This is a genomic window from Ancylomarina salipaludis, from assembly GCF_004122035.1.
Lineage (GTDB): Bacteria > Bacteroidota > Bacteroidia > Bacteroidales > Marinifilaceae > Ancylomarina > Ancylomarina salipaludis.
In genome coordinates this window covers 65,103-81,236 of sequence record NZ_SAXA01000007.1, presented here as the reverse complement: position 1 = coordinate 81,236, position 16,134 = coordinate 65,103, and the positions used below count along the sequence as shown (strand labels likewise).

Genomic DNA, 16,134 nt, shown 5'->3' with positions numbered 1-16,134 from the left:
AATTGAATTTGATCATCTATCTAAACACAACTGATCTAAATTATTAATTTATGGAATCTTTTAAGTATTCAATGAAACTTATCAGTTTCGCTGTTATATCGCTCGTTATTGTATTACCTGCTTGTAAAACCATTTCGCAGGTTCAGTTTCAGGTTTTGGAAGCTCCAAAGGTCGTTATCCCTTCCGATATCAATCGTTTTGCATTTGTATACAGAAATCAGCATTTCCCTTCAGATTCGGTAGCGCAGTATTATTCGATAAATAAAGTGTCAATGAAAGATAGCATAGATCATACGCAGAATATGCCCCAGAATTGCTATCAGGGCTTTGTTGAAAATTTGTCTGAATTTTGGACTCAGGATTCTATCCCTTTTATAAGTTTACCTAAGAAAATGATGCCGGATACGGCTCGGCATTTCACGCCCTTAAGATGGAATATTGTTGACAGTTTATGTAAGGCAAGTCAAACCGATATTTTAATTGTTTTAGAAGATATTCAAGCTTTTAATAAGCACGATATTGTGGAAGAAGATGTCTATTGGGCTTCAACTGAAATTCATTACTATGGCAAATGGCGTATATACGATCCTTTATATCAAAAGATTTATGACGACAGACTTGTTGTAGACAGCTTATTTTTGGAAACATCAGATATAAATCTTGTAAGATTTCTGGGGGGGAAGTTATTTTCAAGAGAACAAATATTGAATGATGCATCCTATGTGTTGGGGAGAGGCTATGTTGATTTAATTTCGCCTAAATGGATGGATGTTAGACGTAATTATTTTGTTTCCGGAGACAAACGCTTGTCAACTGCGCCTTATTTCATAAATAAGAATGAGTTTGATACGGCTATTAAGATGTGGGAAAGTCTAACTGGTATGGGGGACAACATAAGCAAGGAGAAAGATTTGAAACTAGCTGGTCGTGCGGCCTACAATTTAGCTGTAGTGTATGAAATGAAGGGAGACATCAAAAAGGCCAGATCCTGGGTTCGAAAAGCCATTTATCTCTATAAAAAGATGAAAAATAGACCGTCGGAATATAAAGAAATAGAAGCTTATTCTTTAGCTTTGGATTCCCGTTGGCTTAACAGCGAGAAAATTAAATTATTCTTTGGTGAAGATCCGAAAGCTCAGTAATGATTGAATCAAAATTGTTGCATGATTCTATCGGATAAAATTATACAGCCAAAAATTTAAAACCGAATATGATCACATCAACTATGTCAACAGATTTAATTCTTACACTTATCCTCCTTATTCTCAGTCTCGATTTTCTATTGGAACGAACACTGGATATCCTGAATAGAGAAAATTGGAGTGCAAGCATACCTAAAGAACTCGAGGGGATCTATGATGAGGAAAAATATGCGCAGTCGCAAGCCTATGAAAAGGATAAAAACAGGATTGGTTTGTTGTCGTCCATTCTGGGCTTTGTTATCACCATTTTAATGATTGTGTGTGGTGGCTTTGCCTGGTTAGATGATTTTGTTCGACAGTATTTCTCAAATCCGATAGCTCTGGCTTTAAGCTTTTTTGCTCTAATCATGCTTGGCTCAAGCATAATCAGTTTGCCGTTTTCTTATTATTCGACTTTTGTAATTGAGGAAAAATATGGCTTCAATCGAAGCACTTTAAAAACCTTTATTCTGGACAAAATTAAAGGCGCTTTGCTGACTGCCGTTTTAGGTGGTGGTATTTTGGCTTTAATAATTTGGATTTACACACTGACTACCGTTAATTTTTGGTGGATGGCTTGGGCATTGATCGCTCTGTTTATGATATTTATGAGCATGTTTTATTCGTCTTTGATTGTGCCGCTTTTCAACAAACAAAGTCCTTTGGAAGAGGGTGAATTAAATACCGCGATTAGTAAGCTTGCTAAAAAGGTGGGGTTTAAACTCGATAATATTTATGTGATGGATGGTTCCAAACGTTCGTCAAAGGGCAATGCCTATTTCAGTGGTTTGGGCTCACGCAAACGAATTGTTCTGTTCGATACCTTGATTGATGAATTATCAACGGAAGAAATTGTGGCTGTTCTGGCTCACGAAATAGGTCATTATAAAAAGAAACACACGCTGAGTTCAATTATTTTGAGTCTTCTGCAAACGGGTGCCATGTTTTACATCTTTTCTTTATTGATCGGTAATGCCAGCTTATCTGAAGCTTTGGGAGCTGAAAATCACAGTTTCCATTTGGGATTAATTGCCTTTGGAATTTTGTATTCACCCATTTCAACCTTTTTAGGTTTGGGCATGAATGTTTTATCCAGAAAGAATGAATATGAAGCAGATGCTTTTGCGGCCGAACATCACAGCGCTGAGGCTTTGGGAAATGGTTTGAAAAAACTGTCGGTTAGTTCTTTGAGCAATCTGACACCACACCCGGCTTATGTCTTTTTCCATTATTCGCATCCAACCCTTTTGCAGCGCTTGAATGCTCTAAAAGGATAAAGGATAAAGGATAAAGGATAAAGGATAAAGGATAAAGGATAAAGGATGCAATTGAGAACCCAAAAACAGATACAACGAATTTTATTTTTAAAATAATGCAAGCAGAAATTATTACCATTGGTGATGAGATATTGATTGGTCAGATTGTGGATACCAATTCAGCCTGGATGTCTAAGGAATTAAATGCCATAGGGATTTCGGTAAATCGAATTACGAGTATTTCAGATACTAAAGAAGCCATTGTAAACTCTGTTGAAGAGGCTATGTCTCGGGTTGACTTGATTTTGATGACTGGTGGCCTTGGGCCAACCAACGATGATATCACAAAAAAAACATTGAGCGATTATTTTGCCTGCGAATTGGTTCAGGACGATCAGCTTTACGGAAAAATTGAAGAGCGCTTGGCCCGATATAAAATTGGTATGAATGCCTTCAATCGCGAGCAGGCACTTGTTCCTCAGGGGGCAAGAATCATTCCTAATCATTTTGGAACGGCGCCCTGTATGTGGTTTTCCCGAGATAACAAACATGTCATTTCGATGCCAGGCGTACCTTTCGAGATGAAAAACATCATGCAAACCGAATTGTTAACCAGATTGAGTTCAGAGTTTCATTGTCCTCATGTGTTGCATCAAACAGTAATGGTTCAAGGCTTGGGCGAATCGGTTTTAGCAGAGATGTTGCAGGATTGGGAGGCGAATTTACCTTCAGTTGTGAAATTGGCCTATTTGCCATCGCCAGGCGTGGTGCGTTTACGCATGAGCTTGGTAGGAGATGATGAGGCTGAATTAAAAGCTATTGTCGAAGAGCAGCTCGCTGGTTTGAAAACCATTTTGGGTGAACGCATTTTTGCTTTTGATGACGAGAAAATTGAGCAGGTGATTGCCAATCTTCTTTTGGATACTCGAAAAACAGTGGCTTTGGCGGAATCATGTACCGGGGGAAATATGGCGCATATGCTTACTGCAATGGCGGGAAGTTCAGCTTATTTTAAAGGCTCAGTAGTGGCTTATTCAAACGAAGTAAAAGCCAATGTTTTGGGTGTAGATATAAATGCTTTGGAGGAATTTGGAGCGGTTAGTCAGCAAGTGGTTGAACAAATGGCGACGGGGGCTAGCAAGGCTATTGGTTCTGATTATGCTATTGCAACATCAGGCATAGCCGGACCCGATGGCGGAACGGATGAGAAACCAGTGGGAACCGTTTGGATTGCTGTAGCTTCAGCTGACAAAGTAATCTCTGAGAAATTTGTTTTCTCAAAAGAACGAGGGCGTAATATCAGAATGGCTTCCCAAGCAGGTTTTAATCTGCTTAGAAAGCTCATTTTAAATGAATAGAGGATTAGAAATACATCATCAAAGCGACTCCTAAGCCAATACCTGCCAGAACCAATGAGATTTTATGCTTGTCGGTTCTGAAAAGGCTGATTACAAGAGTGCAAATGAGCAGACTCAGAAAGCTGATGATTAAAAAGCCCGTGAAGCTTCCCAGATTATAGCCTAAGTATGATATGAATTTGAAACTCGAGCCAAGTGCTGCTTTGTAGTGTAAACTCAATACGAAACCTTGCATGATGCCAATAATCACAAAAATATTGTAGTGTATTGCGGATATTTTATGACTGAAAATGGCATGTAAGGAGACGATTGAAAGACTGATAATGGCCAGCAAGTGAATGGTAGAATGATTTAGATTTACTGCCTTAAAAACGGACAGCGATAAGCCCACTAAACTTCCAGAACAAAGGGCCAATAGAAGCAGGAGATAGGTTCTCCAGTCCTTTAGGCTAAAAAAGATGCCAAAGATTATCAGAAAAAGAATTTGTTGAAGATTCGAGAACTGGCATAAATGCTTAAAAGCAAGTTCAAAACTGTAGATTAATTGATCCATAAATAGTATGTAATTAAAGGTTGACCGTTTGTGGTCAGCCTTTTATTTTAGATTGTTAAGACTGATTTTCGCACGGCAATTTTCTTTGCCGGTTGTTTTACTTGTAATTTTGCAACTCAAGTGGTATTCATCATCCTGTTCCTGAAAAATCTGAATCTGTTCACCCAATTTAAGCTCGTGAAGAAAATTAATTTCCAATTCAGAAATGGGTTTTTCAGTTAGCGTCTCAGCAGGAATTGCGTCGATTAACCATTTCAGATATTTCACATTGTTGACATGTCGGTTGATATCAATATCTGAGTAGTGAATTTTTATTTCTTCGATAAGTTCGGCATCAGATGATAAGGGGGCCAGTTTGCCCAGTTCTCTTTCAAAAACCTCAGGGTAATTCCCAATCGGCATGTTTTTTACTACCTCGTGAGGACGAATGGGACGATGGCTGTTCAGATCGACAACCAACCAATAGGAACTGGCTATGGCAATAATTTTATTTTCGGCATCGAAAATACGAAAATCTCGTGCCCCAAATAAACTTTTAATACCAGTTGGAAAGGTTTCTATTCGAATAGTCTCTTTCCATTTTGCAGGGCGTTTAATTTTAATTCTTATGCGCGAAAGGACCCAGGCATGATTGTCGTGATTTAAATCATCCATACCTTGTCCGATCTGATCAACATGATTGCCCGCAATTTCCTGTAAGTAATTACAAATACTTGTGAGTTTAGCATTGCCATGCCAATCGGTATCGAAAGATCCGATGGTGAATTCCTGACTGTATATACTCAAATCTGTCATCTGAAAAAAAGCAATTAGGGGTTAGGAACGGGTTGCATTAAAAATTGATCGAATAAGAATTAAGACCACAAAAGGTAAAATGGTATAAGGCAAACTTTGTGGCAGTATTGGCCATGCAGCTATAAAAATCAACAGGAAGATTGAATGGTACTTGAAATAGTTTTTGATCCAGGTCGGTCTATTTTTCTTAAACAGGACAGGGAGCAAAGGCAAATGAATTGGTAAGGCCCAAAGTATATTCCAATTGGGACCCATAGCTTGATGATCGGTGAAAAACCAAAGGAATAAAATAACGATGCCTAACAGAGATGTGCTGCCAAAAACCAATACGTCGAGTAAAACAAATCGTTTTTTATTTTTGACAGAACTTAGTGTTAGCATGAGACCTATAAATGCAATTAATCCAAAAATGAAGGTTGGATGTAAATACCAGGCTGTTTTTGGTTGAACAGCAGTTTCACTCAGAATTATATTTTCTTTTCGGACCAGTTTATTTGTTTGATTATCCACGGTGATCTGGCAATGATCGAAACCCGCTTTAAGCATATCAGGTAAAAACATTTCCTTATAGTTTGTTGCTTTGGCATCGCAGGGTTGGCTTAAAACCAAATGGATACCTGTGTAAATCCAGGGCGTCTGTTTTAAATAAAGGTTAAGCAAATCTCTGAAACTTCGATTTGATTCCTGGTTTGGATTTTCAAATTCAATTTTACTACTGGCCTCCCGGGGTAGAATATCACGAATAAGAGTTGAACAGTTGTTGAATAGAAAGTCGTATGAGTAATAGCGATTCTCTGGTCTGTAATTCTCCCAAAGGGCGTGTATTAGTTTTTGTTTTGAGATTGAATCTAAGTTTAACTCTTGTTCTACGACCGAACGTTTATCTCTTTTATAGGCAGCTTTGAAATCTCTGAAATGATTGGCGGTAAGGTTGTATTTTAGTTTCCCTCGTATAAATTTCACATAGAAATTAGGTGTGTTAAAATCAAAATTCCCATAATTAAAAACCACATCCATTCTTCTTTCAGGATCTTGAACTCGGATGGCCGAATGTCCAAAAAGAGAGTAGAGTTCCAGTCCGGGAGAACAAGTCAGAATACTGATTTTAGTTTTGTCAGCGTTTTCCTGTGCCAGCAGTTTACTCGTTGGGTTAACAAATAATAGAGTAAGAAAAAAAAGTATGAATAGATGTCGCATAGTTGTGTTTAATTTGTCCCCGAAGATAATAATTTTTGTAGGGAGCTTGTTAAATAGCTTGATGAAGATTTCTACTTTTTAATAAATAAGATGCCTTTAAACTGGAACTGCCCTAATCTGAAACAGAAAAGGGCAGTTCGAAAAAAAATGTTGTTGTATGCAATTATCTCATATCTACAACTTCCACATCAGGATGAGCGGCTTGGTCGAAGACAAAATCAGAATCTTTAAAATCCAGGTTCGGTTCAAATTTCTTGATCTTGATCGTAATATTGTTACCATCTTTTCCGATTGATACCAAGGATTTTATTTCTAAGCTTTTCGTGTCGATATGCAATCTAATTCTTGAAAAGGGTCTTGTTTTATCCAATGGGAAAAGATCGATCACATGAAAAACACCAGCCGGAGTTGTCTGTTCTTCAACGTAACTGAATTTGAATCCTGTTTCATAAAGGGTGAAAATTTTTGTCGGATTTAATCCTTTTTCTTCATCTTCTTCACTGGCTTCTTTAATATTTACCTCTTCAGCATCAACTAAATGCTGGTAGATGGTTTTACCATCAAAATAGGTGTAAACATCCATTAAATAAAGGCGGTACTTGTTGCCTTTTAGAATAATACTTCCTTCTGAATTTTCATGAACATCTTCTTCAGCATTGTCCATCTTGAAACTAAATTCAGCTTTAATACTGCTGTATTTTTTATTTATTTCTGAAACCTGATCTAAGATGGTTTTGGCTTTATTTTCCTGAGCTGAAAGATTTAGGCTCAAAAGAGTGATAATTAGAAGTGAAAAATATTTCGTCATACTTTAAAATTTATATCTGATTCAAATCAGACTGAGAACTTGTTATATATTTTTTTTACGCTTAAGATTTATTCAATTATTATGCCAGTTTAAGCTAAAACCTGAGATAATAGTTTTTCCAATGAATATTCATCAGTAACCAATACCTGACGGGCTTTACTTCCTTCAAAAGGGCCTACAATTCCGGCAGCTTCAAGCTGGTCGACAATTCGGCCTGCACGGTTGTAACCAATTGAGAAGCGTCGTTGAATTGCTGAAGTTGAACCTTGTTGTGAGCTCACAACTAAGCGTGCCGCTTCTTCGAAAAGAGCATCCCGTTTTTGTAAATCAATATCTGCTGTGTTTTCTGAACTTTCAGCTACAAACTCTGGTAACATCAGCGCAGATGGATAAGCTTGTTGTTTTTGAATGTATTGTGTAAGAGCTTCAACTTCTGGTGTATCAACAAAAGCACATTGCACACGAACCAAATCGCTGCCCACTGATATCAGCATATCCCCCCGACCAATAAGCTGATTGGCTCCGGGACTATCAAGAATAGTACGTGAATCAATCATTGAGGCTACTTTAAAGGCGATTCGTGCCGGGAAATTGGCCTTAATCACACCCGTAATAATATTGGTTGATGGTCGTTGGGTAGCTATAATCATATGTATACCAATAGCACGTGCCAACTGTGCAATACGGGCAATTGGTGTTTCAACTTCCTTACCGGCAGTCATAATCAAATCGGCAAACTCATCGATAATAACAACGATATAGGGTAAGTAGCGATGTCCATTTTCAGGATTTAGCTTGCGAGTGACAAACTTTTTATTGTATTCGATGATATTACGCGCGTGAGCTTTTTTCAGCAGATCGTAACGGGCATCCATTTCAACACAAAGAGAATTAAGTGTTGCAATTACCTTATGAATATCAGTAATAATAGCCTCTTCTTCTTCAGGAAGTTTGGCCAGGAAATGCTTTTCAATGGTTGAGTAGATATTTAATTCAACCTTTTTAGGGTCAATTAAGACGAATTTAAGTTGCGATGGATGCTTCTTATAAAGTAAAGAGGTAATAATCGCATTTAAACCAACCGATTTACCTTGTCCGGTAGCACCTGCAACAAGTAAGTGAGGCATTTTTGCCAAATCAAGTGTATAGGTTTCGTTGGAAATGGTTTTGCCCAAAGCTACGGGTAGAGCATGCTTTGACTCCTGGAATTTTTTCGATGCGATGATGTTTTTCATCGAAACAATTTCCGGCGTTCTGTTTGGAACCTCAATACCAATGGTCCCCCGGCCAGGAATTGGTGCAATAATTCGAATACCCAAAGCGGCTAAACTTAAGGCAATATCATCTTCAAGATTCTTAATTTTTGAAATACGCACGCCAGGAGCCGGCACAATCTCGTAGAGGGTTACGGTTGGGCCGATGGTTGCTTTAATTTGAGTAATCTCAATTTTATAATTGCGCAGCGTATCAACAATTTTGATTTTATTACTTTCAAGCTCTTCTTTACTTACTTCAGAGTTGTTGATGTGGTGATCTTCCAAAAGATCGAGACCCGGGTAGTTATAGTTTGAAAGGTCGAGTGTTGGATCAAAATCCTCCATAGGAGTATGATTGATTGAAACACTTTCTTCTCTTATTCGGGTTGTTTCAATGGTTAATTCGACATCATCATCTTCTGGTTTCTGAGTATTGGTTTCAGGGGCTGGTTCAAAATCAGACTCAATATCAAGATCTATTTCATTGGTTTCATCAATTGGTAACTCGTCTTCAAATTCTGAATTGAATTCTTCTTCGAGTTCAATGTCAAATTGTTGATAATGTGTTTCTTCAGTTTGATTCGGGTTTGTAAGGAGCTCGTCCTGAAAAGTTGCTTCGTTTTCAATTTCTTCTTCTGCGTCGTCGTCTTCTTCCAAATCGTTCATTTCCGCTTTAACTTTCTTTTTAAAAAGTTTCTTTATGTTGCTAACAGAATTGTTGAAACCAAAAGCGATCAGAGTGAAAAAACAAATGATAATAGCAAAAAGAGTACCCACATTTCCGATAAGAGAGATCAACCACTCACTAATGAAGTAACCATGAATTCCTCCCAGATATAAGAAACTTGTACTTGCAGAATCAACAAAAAGGAAGGCAAGTAAAACTGAGCACCAAATACTAAAAAGGAGGGTGTAGAGAACGCTTTTTTTGAGCGAATGTGTTTTTATTCCAAATAAACGGATTGAAAGAACAGTGAGAACATAAAGAATGGAACAGGCAGCTATCCCAAATCCTTTGTTTATAAGGAGATTCGAAAGGAATGCACCGGTTTTACCCGTCCAGTTTTCTACCCGAATCCCCGAATTTACGAGTAAATCAAGTAATTGTATGTCTAATTTGGATTGATCAGCACCTCCTGTAAAAAAGAAGGATACAAATGCGAGTCCAAGATATATTGTGAATAAACTTGAACTAATTCCTAAAATGAACCGAATGCGTTCATCCACTAGAAAAGATGGCTTTTTAAACCCAATCGTTTTTGCTTTCGTATTTCTTTTTTTTGCCATTGAATATGTTTTACCTGCTTATAATCTGATGTGAAAGTAATAAAAATAGGGCGTAATTCCACATGAATAAGGGTAGAGATATTCGGGTGTGATTCTATGTGATTAGAAACTAAAGAGAATGATTTTGTTAATGGAAGTTAATCATGAATGATCTGTCTTTTCTATAGGATTAAGAAGGTTCGATAGAGTTGTTTTCAGCACGAATGAGTAATCTTAGCGAAAAAAAAGGATGTCTTAATTGAAGTTAGAGACATATTTGATAATTGTTTTGGCATCTGATTTTATATAGTCAGATGGAATTAGGAATTCTTCTTTACTGACAGGTGTTAAGCTAATATTTTGTGCTGAAAATTTAGCTTTAATCTTGTTCATTGTTGTTTCAAACTCAAGTAAAACACCATCAATTTTATTAAAAGGAGTGTTTCTGTTTGGGTCTTTTAAGTAGATGTCCTGTGTATAATAAACATCAATGGGGTCGGGCAATTCTTCAATATAAACACGAGCTAATTTGCATTTATAGCCCGCAATAACCCGATCAGTCTTTAGATATTTGATATTCGTTGCAAGTTTGTGGTTATATATAAAAGGAATTTCATCGCTTGAAAATTGATAGTTCATTTTATTATTCAGAATTTTGAAAAGAATCGAACTGTTTGGGGCTTTGTATTTTGAAATGAAGCGGGTACTGAAAAAACCTAAATATCCTTCAGATAGAATGGAGATATTATTGTTTTTAAATTTATACTCAACCTGGGTTGGAAGCAATGCAACAATGGGGTTCACATCTTCTTTGGTTTCGTAGCATACATTATAAGTGATAGTCCCTTCGGCTTCAGGTTTATTTTTATCTGATTTACTTGAACAGGATACTAGAAGTTGTAAAACAATCAGTATAAGGGTTGTATGTTTCATATAGGCGATTTATCGGGTATTAAAAATAGATAAAAGCAGAATTGAATCACGTTTTTAGGATGTTTCTTACATGTATTTATCTTATTTCAGGGTGAAAGTAATGAATTACTTTGTAAAAAACTCTCTTTGTGGTGTGAATGCATATTTATTCTAAATACGATTAATTTTTAGTTTTCGTTTTTCTTACTGATTCTTTTTGTTAAGAAAGATTGATTTTATCATTTTGTGTAACTAAAAAGATAAAATAAGCGTTTTTTTGTGTTCATAAATATAAAAAATATGAAAAGTATAATGCATTTTTCAGGAAATGCCTTGTTTGAACATAACAGTAAAAGTTTATTGTAAATGCAAACGTGTGTATTCTTTTAAAAAGTCTGAGTGTTGAATTTCAATTTTTTAGCTTGGTCTATATTTTACAGTAAAAGTTTAGTCGTTTAAGGTGCTGAATAACAGTTAGTAAAAATGTTTCTAAAAAATATTAAAATCCATTGAAATATTGATAAAAGTTCTAGTTTTGTAGCACAATTTTCAAACAACATAAATAAAAAACCTATAATGAATAAATTAGCAGTTGTAGCATTAGGTGGAAATGCCTTGTTGAGAGGTAATCAAAGAGGAACAGTTGAAGAACAAAGTCAAAATACTTTAGATACTCTTGAAAATCTTATTTTCCTTGTTAAAGAAGGGTATGATGTTATTATTGCTCATGGTAATGGTCCGCAAGTTGGGAACATATTGATGAGAAATGATGCAGGAGAACAACTTTACAACATTCCTCAGATGCCTTTAGATATTGATGTTGCTGACTCACAAGGTGGCATTGGTTACATGATTGAAAGAAACTTGCGTAATGTGCTAAAAGCAAATGGCATCGAAAAAGATGTGGTGACTTTGGTGACTCAAGTTGTTGTAGATAAGAATGATCCGGCTTTTGCTGATCCAATTAAGCGTGTTGGTAAGATTTATTCCAAAGAAGAAGCTGATAAGCTGACTGCAGAAAAGGGATGGATTTTCAAAGAAGAAGTGAAAGCTGATGGTGGATGGAGACGTGTTGTACCTTCACCAAAACCAATCCGTGTGATGAATGAGAAAGTTATTGAGAACTTGGCTCGTCAGGGAAATATTGTAATTACTGTTGGTGGTGGTGGTGTACCCGTTTCTGAAGATGAAAATGGTAACCTTTGCCCGGTTGAAGCTGTTATCGATAAAGATTTAGCTTCTGCATTGATTGGTGCTCGTGTTAAGGCTGACGAATTTTATATTCTGACTGACGTATCATTCGTATACAAGGATTTTAAAGGACCAAACGAAGAAAAACTTGAGTTCTTGAATCATGCAGATACAATGAAATATTTGGAAGACGGTACTTTTGCTGAAGGATCTATGGCTCCAAAAATCCGTGCTTGTTTAAGTTTTATCGAAAATGGAGGTGGTAAATCAGTAATTACTGAAGCAACCAAGCTTGAAGATAAATCTTACGGCACTAAGATTACTATGGAGTATGACGAAAAAGATGTCAATCATCTTGCTTAAATAAATATTAATATCAGATTATAATTACTTTTGTTATCGTAATCAAAAAAAATAAATACCATGAGTTTTAATTTAAGAAACAGAAACTTTTTGAAGTTATTGGATTTTACTCCAAAGGAAATGCAATACATGTTGGATCTTGCCAGAGATCTTAAGAGAGCTAAATATGCTGGAACTGAAGTTCAGACTATGAAGGGTAAGAATATCGCTTTGATATTTGAAAAATCTTCAACTCGTACGCGTTGTGCATTCGAAACTGCGGCTTACGATCAAGGAGCTCACGTAACTTACCTGGGACCTTCAGGTTCTCAAATTGGTGTGAAAGAATCAATGGCTGATACAGCTCGCGTATTGGGTCGTATGTACGATGGTATTGAGTACCGTGGTTACGGACAAGCTATTGTTGAAGAGTTGGCTAAGCATGCTGGTGTACCAGTTTGGAATGGTTTAACTGATGAGTTTCACCCAACTCAAATTTTAGCTGACTTCTTAACTATGATGGAACACTCTGATAAGCCATTGAATCAGGTTTCATTTGCTTACTTAGGTGATGCTCGTAACAATATGGCTAACTCATTAATGGTAGGTGCTGCTAAAATGGGTATGGATGTAAGAATCGTTGGTCCTAAAGGTCTTCAGCCAGAAGCTGAATTGGTAGCTCAATGTATGGAGATTGCTAAAGAAACTGGTGCGACTATCACTATTACTGATGATGCAAAAGCTGGTGTAAAAGGATGTGATTTCCTTTATACTGACGTTTGGGTATCAATGGGTGAGCCTGATAAAGTATGGGAAGAAAGAATTGGTATCTTGAAACCTTACCAGGTTAACGCTGACTTGATGGCTGCTACAGGAAACGAGAAGTGTAAGTTTATGCACTGTCTTCCTGCATACCATAACAGAGAGACTAAAGTTGGAGAAGAAGTTTTCCAGAAGTTTGGTCTTGATGGTGTAGAAGTTACTGAGGATGTATTCGAATCTCCAGCGTCTATCGTGTTCGACGAAGCTGAGAACCGTTTGCATACTATTAAAGCTGTAATGGTAGCTACTTTGGGTGCATAATCTCAATAGTATCTAATATATAAAAGGCTCTTGGTTTTCCAAGAGCCTTTTTTTCTGACAAATATTATTCTGTTTTTCCTGAAGTCGTTTCAGGTTTATTTTTCAGGGTTAACCATTCTTAGTTCATCAATTTTAATCTTATTCTTAATCAATTCTTTTTTAATATTACAAGATGAACAACCACCACAAAGTGATGTTTTTTTATTGGGTTTTATCATTTTATAAAAGTGATAAAGCGAATAGCTTACAGCAGCTAAAATGATTAAGTATGTCGTAAAAAGTTGAAAACTCATAACGTGCTTATAAAAAATTAATGATATGATAGCCAACAAAGGATACCAACCAGGCTAAAGCGGTCGTGTAAGTTACTACAAATGCTGACCATTTCCAATTAGCTTCTCTTGCAATGGTTGCTACTACAGCGATACAAGGGAAATAGATGAGAATGAAAATCAGGAAAGAGAGGGCAGAAGCGGTATCAAACACATTCTCTCCATTTCGGTATGTTCCGGTAAATTTTTGTTTTCGTAGGTTGTTTCTTAATCCTTCGCTGTTTTCATCACTGTTCTCACCAGTTTGGTAGAGAACTCCCATGGTACTGACAACAACCTCCTTGGCAGCGATTCCGGTGAGAATGCTGACCGTCATTTTCCAGTCGAAACCAAGAGGATGGAATACGGGAGCTATAAGATTACCAATTTGCCCGATGTATGATTGCTCTTGTTTTTCTTCAAGCATTTGATTCTTAATCGCTGTTGTTGATACTTCGTAGTCCTCAAGTATTTTGGTTTGTTCTGCTGGTGTTGCAGCTTGAAGAGCCGTGTTGAGCTGCCCTTCATTTTTCGCTAATAAATTTTCGTAGTCTTTAGAATAATCCACATCAAGGGGGAAATAGCCTAAAGCCCAAATAATGACAGATGCAACCAAAATAATGCCTCCCATTTTCTTAAGGTATTCTCCACCTTTCGACCACATGTGTACAAGTGTGGACTTTAGCGTGGGAACACGGTAGGGAGGTAATTCCATTACAAAGGGTGCTTCTTTACTTTTAAAGAAACTTGCTTTGAAGATTTTTGCAAAAACTACAGCTAACAGAATGCCTAATAAGTAAACCCCAAACAGAGCCAGACTTGAGTTCTCCGGGAAAAATGTTCCGATTATTAATATATAAACGGGTAATCGGGCAGAACAGGACATGAATGGGGTGATTAGCATTGTCAGTATTCTGTCATTTCTGTTTTCTAGAGTTCTGGTGGCCATTAAGGCGGGCACATTGCATCCAAATCCCATAACTAAAGGGATAAATGATTTGCCATGTAAACCAATCTTATGCATGAGTTTATCCATGATGAAAGCGGTACGAGCCATATAGCCTGTGTCTTCCATAAAGGATATGAAAAAAAATAGGATTAGTATATTGGGCAGGAACACAATAACACCACCAACACCTCCAATGATACCATCTGCAATCAAATCTTTTAGAGGACCATCAGGCATCACAGTTTGAATAAATTCTCCCAAATAGGCAATGCCGGTTTCTATCCAATTCATAGGGTATTGTCCCAAATGAAAGGTGGCATAGAATGTCATAAACATGAAAAAGAAGAATAAAGGAAATCCAAATAATTTGTGCGTCAGGAAAGCATCAATCATAGCTGTTTTTCTTCTTCGCTTAATCGGATTTTCAATATAAGTTTCTTTTAGTGCACCGTCAATAAAGCCATATTTTGCGTCAGTTATAACCGTTTCGCAGACTTCATTATAAGTGGATTCTATTAGTTTGATTTCTTGTTTCAGTGTTTCATGAATTTCTTTTACAGTAGAGCAAGATTCAATGTAATCCAAAGCTTTTGCATCGCCTTCGAGCAGTTTAACGGCTAGAAATCGAGGAGAGGCAATTGCCGTTAAATTTCGATCGGCTCTGATATGTTTTTGAAGTTTTGAAATTGAGTTTTCAATAACAGATCCATAATTAATATGAATGTGTCGAACAATAGGATCTTTGCCTTCGTAAACTTCAATAGCTTTGTCGAAAAGTTTTTTTATTCCTTTCCCTTTTGAACTAACTGTAGGGATAATAGGAATTCCCAGCATTTTTCCCAGAGCTTTGTAATCAAATCTGGCCCCATTTTTCTCCAATTCATCGTACATATTCAATGCTAAGATAACTTTCACATCCATGTCGATGAGTTGGGTTGTCAGATATAGATTGCGTTCTAAGTTTGAGGCATCTACAACATTAATTACGACGTCAGGAAATTCTTCTGTAATATACTGACGCACATAAAGTTCTTCGGAGGTGTAGGCCGTTAGGGAATAAGTTCCGGGCAAATCGACAACATCAAAATTATACCCATTCTGATGAACCTTTGCCAGTTTTGAATCAACTGTTACACCAGAGTAATTTCCCACGTGTTCCTTGGAGCCGGAGGCAAAATTGAAGAGGGTTGTTTTTCCTGCATTAGGATTCCCCACTAAAGCAATATGAATATTTTTTTCTTTTTTTTGTGCCGATGATTTAAGTTCTTCATCGTTTAGGGTGCCTTCAAAGTTGTTGATCTTTAAATTTACAGCTTCTTCTTTAGTGATCACTTCAATTAGGGCTGCCTCGCTTCGACGTAAGGATACCTGATAGCCCATAATACTGTACTCGACAGGATCTTTAAGAGGGGCATTTTTAATGACGGTTACTTTTTTGCCTTTTATAAAGCCCATTTCAGTAATTCGCTTACGAAATGCGCCATATCCCTGTACTTTTATTATAATACCTTCTTGATTATCGGTTAATTCAGAAAGCTTCATATTTGGTGCGTATCAATAATGTAAAGCGTGAATGTGAAATTCTCATTCACTAAAAAAACGAATGCCGATGTTTGACTGAATAAACGCTTCGGCAACATGACTAAAATATAACTCCAATAGCTAAACAAACCGCA

General features: G+C 36.9%; 13 protein-coding genes. 5 read left to right on the top strand and 8 right to left on the bottom strand.

Translation table 11 applies throughout. The features are described from left to right. Positions 1-50 precede the first annotated feature (50 nt). The 3 genes from EO244_RS09125 (at position 51) to EO244_RS09115 (ending at position 3,795) form a co-directional block, all read left to right on the top strand. Positions 51-1,142, top strand: coding sequence for a DUF6340 family protein (locus EO244_RS09125; protein ID WP_129254364.1), 1,092 nt, complete (start codon positions 51-53; stop codon positions 1,140-1,142). Positions 1,143-1,210: 68 nt separating this feature from the next. Then, positions 1,211-2,458 (top strand): M48 family metallopeptidase, encoded by a 1,248-nt coding sequence (locus EO244_RS09120; protein WP_241687965.1) that lies wholly within the window; start codon positions 1,211-1,213, stop codon positions 2,456-2,458. 95 nt (positions 2,459-2,553) lie between these two features. Then, the gene (locus EO244_RS09115) at positions 2,554-3,795 is read left to right on the top strand and encodes a competence/damage-inducible protein A (RefSeq protein WP_129254363.1); all 1,242 of its coding nucleotides are present in this window, start codon (positions 2,554-2,556) and stop codon (positions 3,793-3,795) included. Positions 3,796-3,799: 4 nt separating this feature from the next. On the opposite strand, the gene EO244_RS09110 is transcribed toward EO244_RS09115, so the two are convergent. From EO244_RS09110 to EO244_RS09085, 6 genes are all read right to left on the bottom strand, one after another. Next, a complete protein-coding gene (locus EO244_RS09110; protein ID WP_129254362.1) occupies positions 3,800-4,348 on the bottom strand; it encodes a hypothetical protein in 549 nt (182 codons plus the stop codon). 42 nt (positions 4,349-4,390) lie between these two features. Then, positions 4,391-5,143 carry an acyl-[acyl-carrier-protein] thioesterase gene (locus tag EO244_RS09105; RefSeq protein WP_129254361.1) on the bottom strand — a complete coding sequence of 251 codons (753 nt, stop codon included), beginning with the start codon at positions 5,141-5,143 and terminating at the stop codon, positions 4,391-4,393. Between the two features lie 21 nt (positions 5,144-5,164). After that, entirely contained in the window at positions 5,165-6,340 is a 1,176-nt protein-coding gene (locus EO244_RS09100; RefSeq protein ID WP_129254360.1) for a lipoprotein N-acyltransferase Lnb domain-containing protein, read from the bottom strand. A 163-nt stretch (positions 6,341-6,503) separates the two neighbouring features. Continuing rightward, positions 6,504-7,148 carry a LolA family protein gene (locus EO244_RS09095; protein WP_129254359.1) on the bottom strand — a complete coding sequence of 215 codons (645 nt, stop codon included), beginning with the start codon at positions 7,146-7,148 and terminating at the stop codon, positions 6,504-6,506. A gap of 89 nt (positions 7,149-7,237) precedes the next feature. Next, entirely contained in the window at positions 7,238-9,691 is a 2,454-nt protein-coding gene (locus EO244_RS09090; protein WP_129254358.1) for an FtsK/SpoIIIE family DNA translocase, read from the bottom strand. A gap of 234 nt (positions 9,692-9,925) precedes the next feature. Next, a complete protein-coding gene (locus tag EO244_RS09085) occupies positions 9,926-10,603 on the bottom strand; it encodes a hypothetical protein (RefSeq protein WP_129254357.1) in 678 nt (225 codons plus the stop codon). 555 nt (positions 10,604-11,158) lie between these two features. Here EO244_RS09085 and arcC point away from each other — a divergent pair. Both arcC and EO244_RS09075 read left to right on the top strand, forming a co-directional pair. Next, on the top strand, positions 11,159-12,136 hold the full coding sequence (gene arcC / locus EO244_RS09080; RefSeq protein WP_129254356.1) for a carbamate kinase: 978 nt from the start codon (positions 11,159-11,161) through the stop codon (positions 12,134-12,136). 60 nt (positions 12,137-12,196) lie between these two features. After that, positions 12,197-13,198: an ornithine carbamoyltransferase gene (locus EO244_RS09075; RefSeq protein ID WP_129254355.1), complete on the top strand. Its 1,002-nt coding sequence runs from the start codon at positions 12,197-12,199 to the stop codon at positions 13,196-13,198. A gap of 95 nt (positions 13,199-13,293) precedes the next feature. On the opposite strand, the gene EO244_RS09070 is transcribed toward EO244_RS09075, so the two are convergent. Together EO244_RS09070 and feoB are read right to left on the bottom strand one after the other, a co-directional pair. Then, positions 13,294-13,491: a FeoB-associated Cys-rich membrane protein gene (locus EO244_RS09070; RefSeq protein WP_129254354.1), complete on the bottom strand. Its 198-nt coding sequence runs from the start codon at positions 13,489-13,491 to the stop codon at positions 13,294-13,296. Between the two features lie 7 nt (positions 13,492-13,498). Further along, positions 13,499-16,000 carry a ferrous iron transport protein B gene (gene feoB, locus EO244_RS09065; protein WP_129254353.1) on the bottom strand — a complete coding sequence of 834 codons (2,502 nt, stop codon included), beginning with the start codon at positions 15,998-16,000 and terminating at the stop codon, positions 13,499-13,501. Positions 16,001-16,134 lie beyond the last annotated feature (134 nt).

Coding starts and splice junctions, on each gene's coding strand:
- EO244_RS09125 (WP_129254364.1), top strand. CDS start 51: ATGGAATCTTTTAAGTATTCAATGAAACTTATCAGTTTCGCTGTTATA.
- EO244_RS09120 (WP_241687965.1), top strand. CDS start 1,211: ATGATCACATCAACTATGTCAACAGATTTAATTCTTACACTTATCCTC.
- EO244_RS09115 (WP_129254363.1), top strand. CDS start 2,554: ATGCAAGCAGAAATTATTACCATTGGTGATGAGATATTGATTGGTCAG.
- EO244_RS09110 (WP_129254362.1), bottom strand. CDS start 4,348: ATGGATCAATTAATCTACAGTTTTGAACTTGCTTTTAAGCATTTATGC.
- EO244_RS09105 (WP_129254361.1), bottom strand. CDS start 5,143: ATGACAGATTTGAGTATATACAGTCAGGAATTCACCATCGGATCTTTC.
- EO244_RS09100 (WP_129254360.1), bottom strand. CDS start 6,340: ATGCGACATCTATTCATACTTTTTTTTCTTACTCTATTATTTGTTAAC.
- EO244_RS09095 (WP_129254359.1), bottom strand. CDS start 7,148: ATGACGAAATATTTTTCACTTCTAATTATCACTCTTTTGAGCCTAAAT.
- EO244_RS09090 (WP_129254358.1), bottom strand. CDS start 9,691: ATGGCAAAAAAAAGAAATACGAAAGCAAAAACGATTGGGTTTAAAAAG.
- EO244_RS09085 (WP_129254357.1), bottom strand. CDS start 10,603: ATGAAACATACAACCCTTATACTGATTGTTTTACAACTTCTAGTATCC.
- arcC (WP_129254356.1), top strand. CDS start 11,159: ATGAATAAATTAGCAGTTGTAGCATTAGGTGGAAATGCCTTGTTGAGA.
- EO244_RS09075 (WP_129254355.1), top strand. CDS start 12,197: ATGAGTTTTAATTTAAGAAACAGAAACTTTTTGAAGTTATTGGATTTT.
- EO244_RS09070 (WP_129254354.1), bottom strand. CDS start 13,491: ATGAGTTTTCAACTTTTTACGACATACTTAATCATTTTAGCTGCTGTA.
- feoB (WP_129254353.1), bottom strand. CDS start 16,000: ATGAAGCTTTCTGAATTAACCGATAATCAAGAAGGTATTATAATAAAA.